Genomic DNA, 15,766 nt, shown 5'->3' with positions numbered 1-15,766 from the left:
TCAAAACTCTATGTAATTTTCCGCTGCTTCTACTATTCTATCGTATTTCAAATAATTATCAAGTATTTCTGCTATATTTCCATAAAAGTCTAAAAATCAATCTAATAGTCTTGCTATTTTTGATTGTCCTGTTTCACTTTGAACCTATGTTTGGGATAGTATTTATAGAAGGGAAAGTTAATCTGTTTCTTGTCTAGCATTTGGGGGCGACTTTCACTTTTCTTTGTTTAGCTTTAGGGGCCGAAGGCAACTTATGCTTTTCTAGTGTCTAGCTCCAGGCGCTAGGGGCTCGGGTCATAAGCCGATGCTGCTGCGTGGCAAAAGGCGCCACTTCGCATCCTCGTCTTATGCCTGTCGCCCCTGAGCAAGCGCCTTCCGCTTTTCTAGATGGCAAAAGGACTTGAACAGATGGGAGCTGTTCAAGTCCTTTTGTGCGGTCAACCAACCGTTTTCGTCCTGCGTGGCGTTAATGTTATATATGCTACAGAGGAAATTATCCTTACACTTACGTATTCTATCATCAGTTTTACTAGATTACAAGTATCATTTAGTTATTTTTGGCGGATTATTTCAAATAGGAATTTTGGTAGGTTCATTTGCCGTTTTAGCCGGCTTGGTTCCAATAATAACCGATATAGCCATTCAGCGCCAACTTTTTGGAATGCGGCTGGCGCTCTTTTGATATTGCCTGCTAGGACGTCGAATGAGCCGCCGACTCCTTGATAGAGGATCGGATGCAGGTTTTCACGGTGTTCTTCGATCCATAGTTCCTGTTTTGGCGAGCCCATTGCGACGAATAGGATGTCGGGCTTAGCTTCGTTGATTTTACTGATCACTTTTCTTTCGTCTTTTTCGTAGCCGTCTTGTGTGCCGGCGACTTGGAGATTGGGATAGGTTTCGATCAGTTTAGCAGCAGCCGTTTCTGCGACGCCCGGTTTTGCTCCGTAGAGGAAGATGGACTTGCCTGTTCGGGCAGCTTCCCTTACGATTCGGTCCATCGTGTCTACTCCGGTTACGCGGGATTTTATGTTGCCTTTTTGGAGCTTGGACGCGATGATAACGCCAATGCCGTCCGGGATTTGGAATTCGGCCCGGTTGAGCAGTGCTTTTAAAGCTGGGTCGTCTTTTGCCTTCATTAACTTCTCAGGGTTGATGGCTACGACGAGTGATTTCTTTTGGGCGTCGATGTTTTGGAAGAGTTTCGGGATGAGTTCATCGTAGTTCTCCGTGTTGACATCGACGCCTAGTATTTGTTCTTTCATTTAACTCATGACTCCTACGGGTGAGCCGTCGCCTAGTTTGATGTAGTGGAATCCGGCTTGTTCCCATTTGTTTCGGTCTAATGCATTTTTCGTGTCGAGGACGAATGGTTTTGGTTGTTTTGTTGTAAGTGTGTTCGGGCTGAGCTGTTTGAAGTCGGTGTGATCCGTCGTCAGGATGAGCAGGTCAGCGTCTTTTGTTGCTTCCTCGAGCGTTGCTTGTTGCGTTTCGTGTTGCAAGTTTTTAATGTGCGGGTCGAAGGATTTGACTTCGAGGCCGAGCGCTTGCAATGCTTCGATTACTTTAATAGATGGGCTTTCGCGCATGTCGTCTACGTCACCTTTGAATGCGAGGCCGAGGACTGCGACTTTGCCGTTTTCGATTTGCACACTGTTTAGTACGTTTTTTGCTTTTTGAGCGACGAATTGCGGCATGGCATCGTTTGTGAGCCTTGCTTTGTGTATGATTTCCGCGTTTTCCGGGTTGAGTTCTACTAGGAACCATGGGTCAACAGCGATGCAGTGTCCGCCTACTCCAGGTCCCGGCATATGGATGTTGACGCGCGGGTGGAAGTTGGCGAAGCGGATTGCTTCCCATATATCGACGCCGATTGTTTCCGCGATTTTCGCGAGTTCGTTGGCGAATGCGATGTTGACGTCGCGGTATGTGTTTTCCATGACTTTGACGAGTTCAGCTGTTGTGGCATCAGTCAGGTGGATCTCACCTTGAACAAATGTTTTATAGAGTGCTTTTGTTTTTTCGGCGGATTCCGGTGTGATTCCGCCGACGATCCGGTCGTTGTTGACGAGTTCTTCGAAGATCTTACCTGGAATGACGCGTTCAGGTGAGTGTGAGACGAAAAGGTCTTCGCCAAGTGTCAGGTCCGATTTGCGCAGTTCAGGCAGCATGATATTTTCGACAGTTTTTGGTGGAACGGTCGATTCCAGTATGACGAGTGCGCCTGGTTTTAGGTATGGAACGATTGATGCTGTTGCTTGACGGATGTATTCCAAGTTTGCCGTGTTGTCGGGATTGATTGGTGACGGGACGGCGACGATATATGTGTCAGCCTCGACGGGTGTTGTGGAGACGGTGAAGAATCCTTCGTCGATTGCTTTGTCGAGTCGTTCTTGGAGTCCGTTCTCTTCTATATGTAGTTGCTTTTGCGCGATCATGTTGACTGCTTTTTCGTTGATGTCGACGCCGTGTACTTTTACGCCGCTGTTGGCGAACATGACGGCTGTCGGTAGGCCGATATAGCCTAGGCCGATGACGCAGATGTTGTTGTTCATTTGGGTGATGTTCCTTTCTTTGTGGGGGTGCTGGTAAGGCTCACCCATGGAGAGTCCTACCTTATGTTTTTGCGACGGCGCTTGTGGGCACCTTCGCTCTAATTCATACAGTTGGTTCTTACATTTTACCAATTGTAGATTATAGCATAGTTGTGTTGCTTGTACATGTTTTGGAGCTGATGGCGCTTTTGTTTATTTCACCGTGATGGGTGTGTAGATGCCTTGTTTAGTCGTTCGCCCTTTGTCGTTGGCGAAGCCTGGTTGGACGATGAGGAAATAGGATCCCCCTTTTTGCATTCTTTTATTCGGCGTGATATCGAGTGTGTTTGCGCCGTTCGGTTTTATGGAGATCGGCACTGCAACACCGCCTAGTTTAACGAGTTCTACTTTATTGGACGTTTGGTTGTAGGTTAGGTTCATTTCTTGTGTGAAATGCAAATGGAATGTTTTGTCTGTCAAAACGTTTTGCAGGTCGTCTACCTGTTTGTATTGCTGGTGAGCCAATGAATCTTTCAAAATGCGTGCATGGATGGTAGAGAGCTCTTTGTCATGTTCGCAATCAATTGTCGGCGCAATCCCTTTTCGATGAATTTTGGACTTTTTCGGTCCTGTGAACTCACCGATTGTTAGTTTGAGTGCTGCCCCGTCTTCGAATTCGAAGAAGGATTGGATTGTGCCCTTCCCTTTTGTCTGTTCACCGACGATGATGGCGGCCTGTTGGTCTTGGAGGGAAGCAGCTACGATTTCAGATGCAGATGCTGAGTAGCGGTTGACGAGTATATAGGTTTGTTTCGGAAATTTAATTTTTGATTGCACCGGTTTGACAGTGGTGTTGCCTTCTCTCGTTTTCATTTCGTAGGCTGTTTTGACGCCTTCGAAGTGTCCGAGTAGTTGTTCGGCGCTTTCGACGTAGCCGCCGCCGTTATAGCGGAGATCGATGACGAGTTTATCGGCACCTTGTTTTTTCAGGCTCGAGTAGTGTCTGATGACGTCCTTGTCCATGTTGGTCGAGAAGGTTGTGATGCTAATATAGCCAACGTTGCCGTACAGCATGGCGGATGAGACGGCTGGTTCATGTATGTCGTGGAGGGCGATGTCGTCCGCTCCGACTGCTGATACGTAGTTCGTGTATTCGTCGGGCGTCATGTAGCGTGAGTATTCATCGAGTGCTTCTATTATTTGGTCGATGGTGGTCATCGATTGCAGGTTTTCAGGGATGTCTCCGTAGTAAAAGTTTTCGACGAAGAATTTGATATCGTCGACGCGCGCGGCTTCGGCTGTTTGTGTTTGAGCCGCAGCTGCTGGCGCGAGTAGGATAATTGTTATGAATGCGAGTAGAATGGATTGGATTTGTTTCATGCCGGTGACTCCCCTTTCTTGGTATGCGGGTTGTTAAGGTTATTATACCCATTTGGCGAAATTAAAGACATGGTGCGGGAGAATAGTTTTATAGATTTCAGAGAGGGCCTTTGAGCACAGTGAAAACCGAAGGTTTGCTTTTGTTGCAGGGATAGTTGGTTGTGTTGCGATGGATGATGATTGCGTTGCGATGCAGGTTGCTTGTGTTGTATAGCGTTTTGATTGTGTTGCGGGTGTTTGGTTGTGTTACGGATTGATTTGGTGGTGTTGCGTTGGAATTTGATTGTATTGCCCAGTTGAATGGTTGCGTTGCGTTTTTTGCAGATGGATGCGGAGGTTGCTATGCGTTGGGGATTGGTGAGGCGCGATTGACTAAAAAGGGACGGTTTTGGCCGCCCCCTTTTTTGTTATTTTGTTGAGAAGATGTGGACCCAGTAGGGGGTGCCGTTTTGGTCGGTGGTGTAGCCTGTGCCGATATTGGTGAATTTCGACTGGAGGATGTTGGCGCGGTGGCCGGGTGATTCCATCCAGCCTTGGACAACGGTTGCGGCTGTCGTGTAGCCTTTAGCGATGTTTTCGCCGTAGCCTGTCCAGCTGTAGTTAAAGCGGTCGAGCATGTCGCCGACGGAGCCGTAGGTTGGTGAGTTGTGGGCGAAGTAGTTATGTTTCACCATGTCTTCGGCTTTTGTTTGGGCGATGCTAGTAAGTGCTTTGTCTTCTTTGAGTGCAGCGAGGTTTTGTTGTTGGCGTTGCTTGTTTACTAGATTAATGGTTTGTGATGCTAGTGATTCATCCATTTGGCTTGGCGGTGGTTCCGGGATTGTGTAGACTTTTTCGACGTATTTTTGTTGGGCTTGGTCGTAGTAGATTTCTCCGGTTTTGCGTTTCGCGTCGAATTCGTTGGTGCGCTGGATGAAGGCAGCCATTTGGGCGCGTGTGACTGGGTCATTCGGTTTGAATTCGCCGCCTTGTTCGGTTGTTGTGATGTTGAGTTCAGCGAGTGTTGTGATGTAGCTGTAGTAGCCGTTGATTTTACGGACGTCGCTGAAGGTGATCAGGTCATTGTCATCCACGGTGATGTCGTAGGCGAGTGTGATGATTTTAGCCATTTGCCCGCGTGTTAGTTGTGCGTTCGGATTAAAAGCTCCACCGTTATTGAATATGCCGCGTTCGGTGAGTGCGCGGATGTGGTTGTATGCACCGTGTGCCGGGGTGACGTCTTTGAAATCCGGTGTAAAGTCATGTGTCGGTTTCGTTTTAGTTGCGAGTGCGATGATTTTGGCGGCTTGTGCGCGAGTGACGGGTTCGTTTAGGCGGTAAGTGCCGTCTGGGTAGCCGTTGATGATGCCTTCGTTTGAGATTGTGTCGATGGCGTTGTGGGCCCAGTGAGTTGTTGGAACGTCTTTGAAAGTTGCGGCTTGTACCGGTTCGGTAGCGGATGGCAGGATCAGGGCTGCTGCTAGTAGTGCAGTTGCTAGTTTGAGTTTCATAGATGTTTGCCTCCTTTTCTATGAGTATACTGTTTTTTTCTTAGAGTGTGGAGGGATATGGTGTTGTGGGTTAAATTTGGAGTTTGTGCATAGATTTTGTTGCGTTGCAGTAGGGACCCCGAAGAACAGTGAGTTGGTTGGTTTCGTTGCGGGTAGTTTTGGTTGTGTTGCAGCTTTAGTTGGTTGCATTGCGATGTGGTTTGGTTGTGTTGCTCAATGATTTCATTGTGTTGCGCTGGTTTGGTTGTGTTGCGTAAGCGTAAAAGGATCTGCACCTATTGATTCAGATGCAGATCCTTTATTCTTTAGAAGTGTTATCTTCTTTTGTAGGTAGGTAACAATGCAACGGAAGATTTTTCGACCATGGATATAACTTCGCAAGTTCCTCTTTGTCATTCCTATTGATATTTGGCAACGTCTCGTAAAGGTGTTGAAGATATTCCAGGATATTTAGTTTGTTCTCCTTTGCTGTCTCTACAATACTGTAAAGAATTGCGCTCGCCTGGGCACCTTTCGGTGTATTGGAGAACAGCCAGTTCTTCCTACCAATCACTAATGGTTTGATGGACCGCTCGGCTTTGTTGTTGTCAATATCGAGCCTTCCATCTTTTCATAACCGGAATACCCATCTGTATGTAGATTTCCTTTGAATCCTTCTAAGAAACGTTCCGGATGCCCAGAGCCGCGCGTCGGCGTGTACTCGAAGAGTACGATTGCTGGTCCGACCCTTCCTGATCTATACAACCATATGTATGATTTGGATGTAGGTTTTCGGCCTGCCTCCTTTAAAACCTGTAGGGTTGTTTCGTCTGCGTGAAGGATAGGGAGCGACACTAGGAATGCACGCATGGATTCGTATAAAGGCTGGAGTAGTTCCCCTGTGGAATGGATAAGCCAATTGGACATTGTCTGCCTGGACAATTCCACCCCGAATTGACGGAATTGGAACTCCAACCGATATAAAGGCGTGGAGTACAGGTATTTCTGAGTAACCACATAAGCGATTGCGGAAGAAGAAGCCATGCTTTTCGGGATGACTGCTTCTGACATTGGAGCTTTTACAATTGGTGTCCTTGTGTTCACTTTCTCGCAGGTACGGCAAGAGTAGACATCCCGTTCATGCTGGATAATTTCAACCCGCGCAGGAATTACCTTGATTTCCCGTCTGATTTCCGTCTTCATCACATGCATGTAATTTCCACAATCTGAACAGGCCCGCCCCTCAAGGGGCAGGCTATGAGTGATAACGGTCACGGGTAGTTCCGCATTTAAGCTTTCCCGTACTTTCCGTTTCTTTTTTTGGTGAGATTTATCGGCTGTGATTTCATCAGGTGCTCCTTGCGGGAGCGCCGTTTTGGAAGAGGTCTCATTTTCCTCGAAGAGGCTAAGCTGTCCACTTGGAAACCTTTCGCTTGAAGCACCGTATTGGCGCTGTTTCTGCAGGCGTAACATTTCCTCGTACCTAGCGATGATCGCTTTCAGGCATAAAAGCTCCTCTTCGAGTGCCGTAATCCTATTTTCCTGTTCAGTTGGTTGGGTTTGATCTTTTTCAAAGTTTCTCATACTATATTTTTCGGCAGCTATTAGGAGATTTTCAACTCCGTCAGACAACTTTTTGTGCAGTAACTTTCGGAAAAACTTTCCCCTCTTCCAGCGTCAATCCTTCAAGTAGCCAGGAGAGTTGACGCGGGGTAATTTTCATCGCCTGGTCCTCTGGACCTTGCGGCCAGTTGAACCTGCCATTCTCCAGCCTACGATAGTAGAGCCAAAAGCCATTATGCTCCCAGTGGAGGATTTTCACCTTATCCCGATTGCGGTTACAGAAGATGAATATGTTCGATGAGAAGGGATCTAATTCGAAGGTTTCCTGCACACGTGCTGCCAGACCGTCAATGGAAAGTCGCATGTCTGTTGAGCCATGGGCGAGGAAGACGCCAGTGACACCCTCAAGATTTATGCGCATCTTTCAGCACCTCCACAATCTCTTCAAGGAGTGACCTGTCGAATCCCGGAGGGACTTCAATACGACATCCATTTAGATGCACATTAATCGAAGAGCTGGGGAATTCCATTGTTATCGCAGACCATGTATGATCCTTTCCAGTTCCGTATACTTCCTCAGGAAAAAGCTTTCTTCTGGCTCTCGATAATTGATAGTAGGTTATATCCTCGCGTTCTTTAGTCCATTCAGACATGGACTGTCCGCTTTGTTTCCATTCTTCGATAAACTCCATCATACGTAAATCGTGCTCGTTCAGTGCCGGAGGCTCATTATTTAATTGTACCAAGTTGAAAACTCCTTTCAAATCTGAAGATGTCATCATTATTTCATGATCGAACCACAGAAATAAGGTGTGTTTTCTTTAACGCTTACTGTGTTGCGAGCAACGATGGTTGCATTGCGAATCAGATTGATTGTGTTGCAGAAGGGAGTTCAGTAATGGTGCGTTATGGTTTTTATAAGCTCAAAAAAAGCCGTCCTCCCAGGCGGCTTTAGAATTTTGTATAGGTAGTGCTTCGGGAGGCGCCGGTGCGGCGGAGGTTGGTGTTTCGAAGTATGACGCTTGCGGCAGAGCTGGATTTTAGTTCTAGGAAGAGACGGATTTGCCTGTTCGTGATGGTCGGGCTGACGAGCAGGAACCAATCATCTATGGATTGTTGCAGCGATTCTTTTGTGTTTTTACCGCACGTCCTACAAAACCAGGAGTGTCCACGGACGCGGGTGGCTGGTTGGTTGCATATTTGGCAGAGCACTCCCCTTTTCAGGTCGTTCGGTGAGATATTGTATCGCTTGCATGCTTTGTCGTTCCACCATTTTCTACGATTCTCGTTGATAGTTTTCGTGATTTTTTGGATTTGATTTATTGTTAGTCGCGGTTCATTCGTTATGAAATTTCGAATGTAGCGCGGGAGTTGTTTTGCATATTTAAGTGTTACTTCGTCTGGGAACTCCGGTATTTCAGTTTTATTATTCGCCATGACAAGGATAGGCTTTATCTGAATCTGGATATTGCGTTTTTGTAACCATTCAGTTAGACCGGTTACCGCTCGGTCCAGTTGGTGAATGTCGCAGTCGTATTTTTCGACTTGGCCGTTTGGTGAAAGTTTAGTAGTTTTCCCTGTTGCTACGTCGAAATGAACGGTGCCGCTATAGTTTTTGATCTCAAGCAGAAAGGCGATGGTTGGGGATAGGATCAGGGTGTCGATCTGGATTTGGAAGTCGGGGTTGATTTCCAATGTGATGTCTTTCAGGATTGCTGTGCCCTGGGGAAAGGCGATCTCGTTGAGTACTCGGTCTACATATAGTTCTCCGCTGTAGCCGGCCTTGACTTGGTTGTACTTTTTGCTGACGGTTTCGTGTTGTGGGTGTTTGGTTGGTAGTCTTGTGAGCAGCCGTTCGAGTTGGGTGAGTTCTTCAGGCTGGGTTCGTTGTTCGTGTATGGATGGTCACACTCCTTGTATTGAATACTCTGTTTTCGATGATAGTTTAGCATTTACTTTTGGTGGTTGCAAGGAATTGATTGGGTTTGGGTGCTTGCTTGTGTTGCAAACCTAGTTGGTTGCGTTGTGTTATAGATTGCTTGCGTTGCGATTGAATTTGGTTGTGTTGCATGGGGATTTGATTGTTTTGCGCATGTTTGCTTGTGTTGCGGATTGAATTCCTTTCGTTGCGAACCTCGATGATTGCGTTGCGGTAAAACACACGGAAATATCCAGCAAATAACTTCATTCTTTAGGGCATTTCACGCATTTGTCAATGTCTTTCCGCGGTAGCGGAGCGAGGGTGGTTTTCCCGAGTGAGCATAAGGAGCGGAAAGGCGTTGACAAATAGGATGCCCTCAGACCCTCTTGGCTTGGAACAAACTTGTTTGTTCCTCCCTACCGGCGAGGGAGCCCCCTCAAAACTGAGGGGGGTGGGGGTGTTTTTTGCTGAGGATGCAGGGGGATCATCCCCCTGCTGGGTCTGGGCAAAGCCCAGGGTCTGGCTTACTATTGTTCCAAAAACTGTTCATAACCTAATCTAGTTCCCTTCCCTGTTCGCGCGTAGTGATTTTCACAAATTTAGGAACTCGATTTTACTCCTTGGCGGGTTGAGTTTCAATATTGTAGTTAGCAGGAATACTAGTTCGCATTTGTAGTGATAGAATGCTAGAATAGATGTTGCGGTTGCATAAGCGGATGGGCGGTTGGCACTCCCTTTGAAAGGGGGTGTTTATATGGTGACATATGAAGCAATTAACATACTGATTCAATTCGGTATTTTACATGCACTTTGGGCTGCAGTCCTAGTTGCAATGATTGCGTTATGCGCCAATAGAAAAAAGTAACCCCCTCCGCTCGACTAGTGTGATGGGGTTACTTTTCGCCTTCATTACAACTGGCCAACCGCTCTTTTTGCGGATGTCAGCTGCAATTATTGAATTGACTGGGCGTTCGCAGCGCTCAGTCTTTTTTTAGTATATGTATAGTGTAGCATATACAAACGGGGGTTTCACTTACTAGAATCACGGAGAATTTTTGAATTCCTTTCCATCGGCGAATATTTTTCGCGGCCTATCCAAAAAAAGTGTTGTTCCGTGGGCTTACCAGGCATTTGTCAATGTCTTTCCGCGGTAGCGGAGCGAAGGCGTTTTTCCCGAGTGGGCATAAGGAGCGGAAAGGCGTTGACAAATAGGATGCACCCAGACCCTCTTGGCTTGGAACAAACTTGTTTGTTCCTGCCTACCGGCGAGGGAAAATGAGGGTGCAGGGGAATCATTCCCCTGCTGGGTCTGGGCAAAGCCAAGGATCTTATTCATTTTTCAAATGTATCTTCTGACGTCGTCGATGGATTCATATCTAAAGATATTGGACAGAAGAAGTTGTAATGCAACAGTGTCCGCATTAGCAATTCCGTCTTTTATTTCTAAAGGTAATTCGCCGAACCTTTCAGTCAACTGATTGACCGCTACTTCAGATAAGGCATCCACTTTCCCTTTTTCGATTCCTTTTTCAATTCCTTCTTCTCTCCACTTGTCTATGAATGACATAGTCAGTTCTCTCCCTTCTGGATAGATTGTATCTATTCCACGAATGATTTCATCTTTTTCAGATTCTGATAGGCTTGTGTCAACGCCGAATATATAGTGCATCATGGTATTCAGGTATTCTAGGCCAGTTTGTTTATCCTCCAACTCGGTTAAGTAGTGGAGTGCTTTAAGAATGGATTCTTGGAGTTCTTTTGGATCTTTTGTGAAGATGTCGCGTAAGAGTGTCAACAGGATGCGTAGTTGCGTTTCCCCTTTGATTTCTTCGTCGGTGAAAATGGACACATCGTAGAGCACGTAGTTGTAATTCGGCACGAAGGCTTTCAGTTCTTCTGATAGCTGATCGTAGCCATTTAACATGGCGCCTAGATTGGATGGGGTGCGCCAGTCTGTTTTGCCATGGTAGATGACGAGCGGAATGATGATTGGCAGTTCCCTGTTCTCCTTCGTTGTTTTGCTTTCCCAGATTTCCACCATGTATTTCAGTAGTTGAAAGGCGATTCCTTTGTCAGGATAGTTTTTATGTTCGAACAGGAAGTAGATATAGCTTTCTTTTCCATGTATGTCTACTTTGAATAGAAGGTCCGAAAAGCTTTCTACTAGTTCATTACTGATGAGGCTTTATTTTTGCGGCTCAAGTGTGTGTTGATATCGATGGCATTCATAATTTGATCCGGCAGGTAATTGACTAGGAAATCCTGTGCAGTTGCAATATTGCCGAGTGTTTCTTTGAAGAATTTGTCGTGTGGATTTTGGATTTTCAATTGCTGTGTTTCCCCCTTTCCTGCTTAGTTTTCGGTCGTTTTTTGTACGTTAATTATATCGTTCATCCTTGTTTTTTTGCTAGTGAATGGCTGTATGGGGATCAGTGCGAATCTTGATTCAGTTGAACTTATTATAACCGCGGGACTTTTTTCGTTCCCTCCTCCCCTGTCGCGCCTAATGCCTTTGACAAATCAGGGGGTGGATTCAAAAAAGGATATAAGGGATGGGCTGATACGATGATTGTGTTGCGTTCGGGTTTGCTTGCGTTGCAATACAGATTGGTTGTGTTACGCATGGAGTTGATTGTGTTGCTCGACGGGTTGATTGCGTTGCAGTGAATTGATTGTGTTGCTCGACGGCTTGATTGCGTTGCGGCGGGGCTTGATTGTGTTGCGCGCACGGAGGACGAAACGCAGGAGGTTTATTTCTCTCGAGCCGTCTTAAGACGGCTCGGGTTTGGATTTCCGTTTTCTCCAAAGATCTTCGGCAGCACCGGAGCCTAGGATGACGCCAATGATGATAAGGACGAAGCCGAGCAGGTGGTGGCTTGTGATGATTTCTCCTAAGAAGATGGCTGAGCCTGCCAATGAGAAAAGCGTGTTCAAGTTCATAAAGATGGCGGCTTTGGCGGGGCCGACTTGTCCGATTGAATGGTTGTAGAGCATGTGTCCGACGGCTGTGCTTAGGATGGCACTTCCTGCAAAGACGAGCCAGAAGGTTGGCGGGACGGTTGTGAATTTTATTAGTTCGCCGGGCTCTTGGATGAAGCTGATGGCGAATAGCAGGATGCTCCCAGCAGTTAGCATGTACGCGGTGAGAAGCCTTGGGTCTAGCGTCCTTGCCGCCTTAGCGATTACCAAAAATGAAAGGACTTGTGCAAGGATGGCGATGAAGATGAATGCGTCGCCGAGTTTGAGACCGGTGAAACTGTCGCCGCCTGCGAGGACGACGGAGCTGATGCCGATGAAGCCTATGCTAGCGCCGATCCATTGGATTTTGGTCGGGTAGTTGCGCAGGATGAGGGCTGTGCATATGGCTGTTAGTACTGGGCCGGTGCCGAGGATGAGGCTGGCGTTGGTGCCGGTTGTGCGGAAGAGGCCCATGTTGAGGAAGTAGTGGTGGAGGACGACGTTGAGTGCGGCTCCGCCGATGATGTATGTCCATTCCTTTTTGGTTGGGAGGCGCAGGAGTTTGAGGGCTCCGAGGATGGCGAAGACAGTTATTCCGGCGGTGAGGACGCGGAGTGCTGTCATGGTGACGGGGTTCATGAAAGTGAGGAGGTATTTAAGTGCTGGGAGGTTGAGCCCCCAGAGGAGCATGACGGTGGTGAGGAGTATGTAGGTTTTCCACATGTTGTCGGCCTTCTTTCTTTTGATCGGTAGAGATTAGTTTAGCATATGGGGGGCGGTTATGCGTGAGTTTTTGGGATTATGCGTGAGTTTGGGAGTTTATGCGTTTTTGGATGAGGAAAGCGGACTCCCGGTTGTGAGGGTCCGCTTTTCATTTCAAAACCTAAAGGCTTTTCGTTGGATGGCGAGTGAGCCAATGATGTAGGCGGCGAGCGACAGGACGACTGGGATCGTGACTGTGTGGACGCCGAGTAGGTTTCCGTATGCTTCGTTGTAGAAATGGATCGCGATGTAGCTGGCGATGCCGGTAATCATGCTGAGTAGTGCTCCGTGTTTGTTGCCGTATTTCCAGTAGAGTCCGAGGACGACGGGCCAGATGAAGGCGGCTTCGAGACCTCCGAAGGCGAATAGGTTCAGGAAGATGAGCAGGTCGGGCGGCTGCAGGGCGAGTAGGAAGACGATGATTCCTAGGATGCCTGTGACGCCGAAGCTTATTTGTTTGACCCGCTTTTCGGTTGCTTCCGGTTTGATGAAGTTCAGGTAGACGTCTTTGACGATGGCTGAGCTGACGAGCAGCAACAGTGAATCGACAGTCGACATGATGGCCGCCATTGGTGCCGCGAGGACGATGCCTGCTAGCCACGCGGGCAATACTTCGAGCGCGATTAACGGAATGACCTTATCCCCGACGTCGATGCCCGGCATGATTGGACGGGCGAAAACGCCGATCAGGTGCATGTTGAGCATGATGAAGCCGGTGACGATTGTACCGATGACGAGTGCTCGGTGCATGGCGCGGGAGCTTTTGTAGCTCATGGCGCGAACGGCCATTTGTGGGAGTCCGACGACGCCAACGCCGACGAGTATCCAGAAGGAGGATACGTATCCGGCGGTGAGGGTTCCGTCTGCTCCGAATGGCGTGACGAGTCTCGGGTTTTCATTCAATAAATCTTGCATGATCGCTGGAACTCCTCCGCCCGCGATGATGACGCCGATGAGGAGGATGAGTGTGCCGACAACCATGATGGCGCCTTGGACGGCGTCGGTGAGTGCGACTGCACGAAATCCGCCGATCGTCACGTAGACGAGGACGGAAATCGCGAAGATGAAGAGCGCCGTTGTGTACTCGAGCCCGGTGAGCGATTCGATGAGCCGTCCCCCGCCGACCCATTGTGCGGTCATGGCGGAGAATAGGAATATGATGATGGCGATGGCTGATAGAATCGCGACGGCCGGGCTGTTATAGCGCGCTTTCAGGAAGTCGATCATCGTGACGGCATTGTATTTGCGGCCGAGGATGGCGAATTTTTTCCCTAAGATTAAGAGAACGAAATAGCCGGTGACGACTTGAGTCATCGCAAGCAGAATCCAGCCGAAGCCGACAGTGTAGGCGGTCCCTGGCCCTCCGAGGAAACTGGAAGCGCTGCCGTATGTGGCAACCATTGTCATAGCGAGGACGAAGCCGCCGAGTTCGCGTCCGCCTAGGAAGTATTCTTGGAGGAATCCGCCGCCTGAGCTCATTTGTTTCGATGCGATGAAGCCAATGGCGAAGATCGCAATTAGGAAGATGAGTAATGGGATGATGACTTGGATGTTTAGGGTCATGGCTTTTGCGGTTCCTCCTTTTCAATGTATTCGGCGTCAAGCGGGACTTCTTTTAAGACAAATTTAGTGATGACGATGACGAGTGCTGACATCAGGATGAAGCCGATGACGCAGCTATAGAAAAACCAGTCGGGCAGGCCGAGGATGTATGTATATTCTTCAGGTGGGCGCGAACCGAGTCCGTAGGCGAAACCGAACCACCAGATGAAGTTGAAGATGGCGAGCCCGACGCCGATGAGTGCTTCTTTGTGCGCGATTTTGAAGCGTGGGTCGGGTTTGTATGTGTCTGGCGCGTTTTGCGGCGCTTTGTTCGTGGACATGTTGGGTGCTCCTTTCTGTTGGAGTATTATTTGACGAATGTGTGTCTTTGGGTTTGATTATACAGGATTCTAGCGGGTTTGGGAGGGGAAATTTTAGATAGAGAACGTCCACCACATGAAGCTTGCAAATCTGTAAGGAAGACGTCACTTGAACCGATGGATGGCGATTGCATCCCGTCTTACAATGAAACCATTGCATTGAAAGGTCAGGTGATCAAGGTAGTGAATAGACGAATAGAGGAACTGGATACGATACGGGGATTTGCCTTACTCGGAATTATTCTCGTCAATATACTGGCATTGCTTCACATTGATATCCCCGCTCCACATACATTGGATGCTAGCTATCAACGATTTTTATATTTGTTTGTAGAAGGCCGCTTTTACTCCATCTTTTCATTTTTATTCGGGGTCGGGTTTTATATTTTTTTGACGAGGGCGAAAGTTAAGGAACAAAAGGGATCTGTTTTATTCTTGCGTAGGATGATGGTGTTGTTTGCATTCGGGGTGATTCATATGATGTTTCAGCCGGGTGAGGCATTGGCGATCTACGCGGTATGCGGGTTACTCGTCCTTCCGTTCTATAAGGTCAACAAGCATGTAAACTTGCTCATTGCCCTTTCGTTGCTTGGCATTTTTGCGATGATGGGAAGTAAGCTTCTCTTAACATTGCCGCTAATTTTACTTGGGCTCGTTTGTGGGCAATACCGATTGTTTGAGAACCTTTCTAAAAAGCGACGGATCTATTTCTTTACGTCTGTGCTATTGGTTCTCAGTACAGTCGCGGTCTATATGCAGTACAAACTAGTGCCTGCAGAACCTTTCTTTAACATGATTATGGTGGATGAAGACGGGCATATGGATGCGACCAGTACGTTTTTGAAGGTAGGCGTCATGATCGGCCCCATCCTTTCTGCATGTTATATGGGATTGCTGCTGGTTCTTTTGCAATCTAAAGTGGTGAAAATGCTTTTAACACCGCTTAATTATTATGGTCGAATGGCTTTGACCAATTATTTAGGTCAGACAGCGCTCATCCTTCTTATCGGCAAGGTCTTCCATGTCACAGCGGATTTATCGTATATGGGCACATTCTATATTTGTATTGCAATTTGCACCGTGCAAATGGTTTTCAGCATGGTCTGGCTACGCTACTTTACGATGGGCCCGTTTGAATGGGTGTGGCGTATGATTACGTATTGGAAGGTTTTTTCTATTAGACGAGTGGTGAGGTTGTGAGTTCTTTGATGCTGACTTATGGGATTGAGAACTCCTTGAGCGGGAATGAGAACTTGGAAT

The 15,766-nt window shown here is 47.6% G+C and carries 14 protein-coding genes and 1 pseudogene; 2 read left to right on the top strand and 13 right to left on the bottom strand.

Going from position 1 to position 15,766, the window contains the following annotated elements; genetic code table 11:
* Window positions 1–551: 551 nt before the first annotated feature.
* The 8 genes and pseudogenes from SLU01_RS00485 to SLU01_RS00450 all read right to left on the bottom strand — a co-directional run bounded on the left by SLU01_RS00485 (window position 552) and on the right by SLU01_RS00450 (window position 8,794).
* On the bottom strand, window positions 552–1,262 hold the full coding sequence (locus SLU01_RS00485) for a WecB/TagA/CpsF family glycosyltransferase (RefSeq protein WP_147054200.1): 711 nt from the start codon (window positions 1,260–1,262) through the stop codon (window positions 552–554).
* Window positions 1,263–2,552 carry a nucleotide sugar dehydrogenase gene (locus tag SLU01_RS00480; protein WP_147054199.1) on the bottom strand — a complete coding sequence of 430 codons (1,290 nt, stop codon included), beginning with the start codon at window positions 2,550–2,552 and terminating at the stop codon, window positions 1,263–1,265.
* A 192-nt stretch (window positions 2,553–2,744) separates the two neighbouring features.
* Window positions 2,745–3,911 (bottom strand): S41 family peptidase, encoded by a 1,167-nt coding sequence (locus SLU01_RS00475; RefSeq protein ID WP_147054197.1) that lies wholly within the window; start codon window positions 3,909–3,911, stop codon window positions 2,745–2,747.
* Window positions 3,912–4,318: 407 nt separating this feature from the next.
* Complete coding sequence (locus tag SLU01_RS00470) at window positions 4,319–5,401, bottom strand: CAP and S-layer homology domain-containing protein (protein ID WP_147054195.1); 1,083 nt, start codon at window positions 5,399–5,401, stop codon at window positions 4,319–4,321.
* Window positions 5,402–5,699: 298 nt separating this feature from the next.
* A pseudogene (gene tnpC, locus SLU01_RS00465) lies at window positions 5,700–6,964 on the bottom strand (IS66 family transposase).
* Window positions 6,965–7,004: 40 nt separating this feature from the next.
* A complete protein-coding gene (tnpB, locus tag SLU01_RS00460; protein ID WP_147054192.1) occupies window positions 7,005–7,364 on the bottom strand; it encodes an IS66 family insertion sequence element accessory protein TnpB in 360 nt (119 codons plus the stop codon).
* Complete coding sequence (tnpA, locus tag SLU01_RS00455) at window positions 7,348–7,689, bottom strand: IS66 family insertion sequence element accessory protein TnpA (protein ID WP_147054190.1); 342 nt, start codon at window positions 7,687–7,689, stop codon at window positions 7,348–7,350. The genes tnpB and tnpA overlap by 17 nt, the downstream gene beginning before the upstream one ends.
* A 205-nt stretch (window positions 7,690–7,894) precedes the next feature.
* Window positions 7,895–8,794 (bottom strand): nuclease-related domain-containing protein, encoded by a 900-nt coding sequence (locus SLU01_RS00450; protein ID WP_281288353.1) that lies wholly within the window; start codon window positions 8,792–8,794, stop codon window positions 7,895–7,897.
* 824 nt (window positions 8,795–9,618) lie between these two features.
* On the opposite strand from SLU01_RS00450, the gene SLU01_RS18495 reads away from it, so the two are divergent.
* Entirely contained in the window at window positions 9,619–9,729 is a 111-nt protein-coding gene (locus SLU01_RS18495; protein ID WP_445009325.1) for a putative holin-like toxin, read from the top strand.
* Between the two features lie 474 nt (window positions 9,730–10,203).
* Here the strand turns inward: SLU01_RS18495 and SLU01_RS00440 are convergent, their stop codons facing one another.
* The 5 genes from SLU01_RS00440 to SLU01_RS00425 all read right to left on the bottom strand — a co-directional run bounded on the left by SLU01_RS00440 (window position 10,204) and on the right by SLU01_RS00425 (window position 14,467).
* Window positions 10,204–10,992, bottom strand: a complete 789-nt coding sequence (locus SLU01_RS00440) for an Rpn family recombination-promoting nuclease/putative transposase (protein ID WP_281288352.1) — start codon at window positions 10,990–10,992, stop codon at window positions 10,204–10,206.
* Between the two features lie 35 nt (window positions 10,993–11,027).
* Window positions 11,028–11,192 (bottom strand): Rpn family recombination-promoting nuclease/putative transposase, encoded by a 165-nt coding sequence (locus tag SLU01_RS18305; RefSeq protein WP_281288347.1) that lies wholly within the window; start codon window positions 11,190–11,192, stop codon window positions 11,028–11,030.
* A gap of 441 nt (window positions 11,193–11,633) precedes the next feature.
* Window positions 11,634–12,545, bottom strand: coding sequence for a DMT family transporter (locus tag SLU01_RS00435; RefSeq protein ID WP_147054184.1), 912 nt, complete (start codon window positions 12,543–12,545; stop codon window positions 11,634–11,636).
* 153 nt (window positions 12,546–12,698) lie between these two features.
* The gene (gene panF, locus SLU01_RS00430) at window positions 12,699–14,147 is read right to left on the bottom strand and encodes a sodium/pantothenate symporter (protein ID WP_147054182.1); all 1,449 of its coding nucleotides are present in this window, start codon (window positions 14,145–14,147) and stop codon (window positions 12,699–12,701) included.
* Entirely contained in the window at window positions 14,144–14,467 is a 324-nt protein-coding gene (locus SLU01_RS00425) for a YhdT family protein (RefSeq protein WP_147054180.1), read from the bottom strand. Before SLU01_RS00425 ends, panF begins: the two co-directional genes overlap by 4 nt.
* 78 nt (window positions 14,468–14,545) lie before the next feature.
* On the opposite strand from SLU01_RS00425, the gene SLU01_RS00420 reads away from it, so the two are divergent.
* Window positions 14,546–15,706 carry a DUF418 domain-containing protein gene (locus tag SLU01_RS00420; RefSeq protein ID WP_246110826.1) on the top strand — a complete coding sequence of 387 codons (1,161 nt, stop codon included), beginning with the start codon at window positions 14,546–14,548 and terminating at the stop codon, window positions 15,704–15,706.
* Window positions 15,707–15,766: the final 60 nt, after the last annotated feature.

Source organism: Sporosarcina luteola, assembly GCF_007991495.1.
Lineage (GTDB): Bacteria > Bacillota > Bacilli > Bacillales_A > Planococcaceae > Sporosarcina > Sporosarcina luteola.
This window is presented reverse-complemented; position numbering and strand designations above follow the sequence as displayed.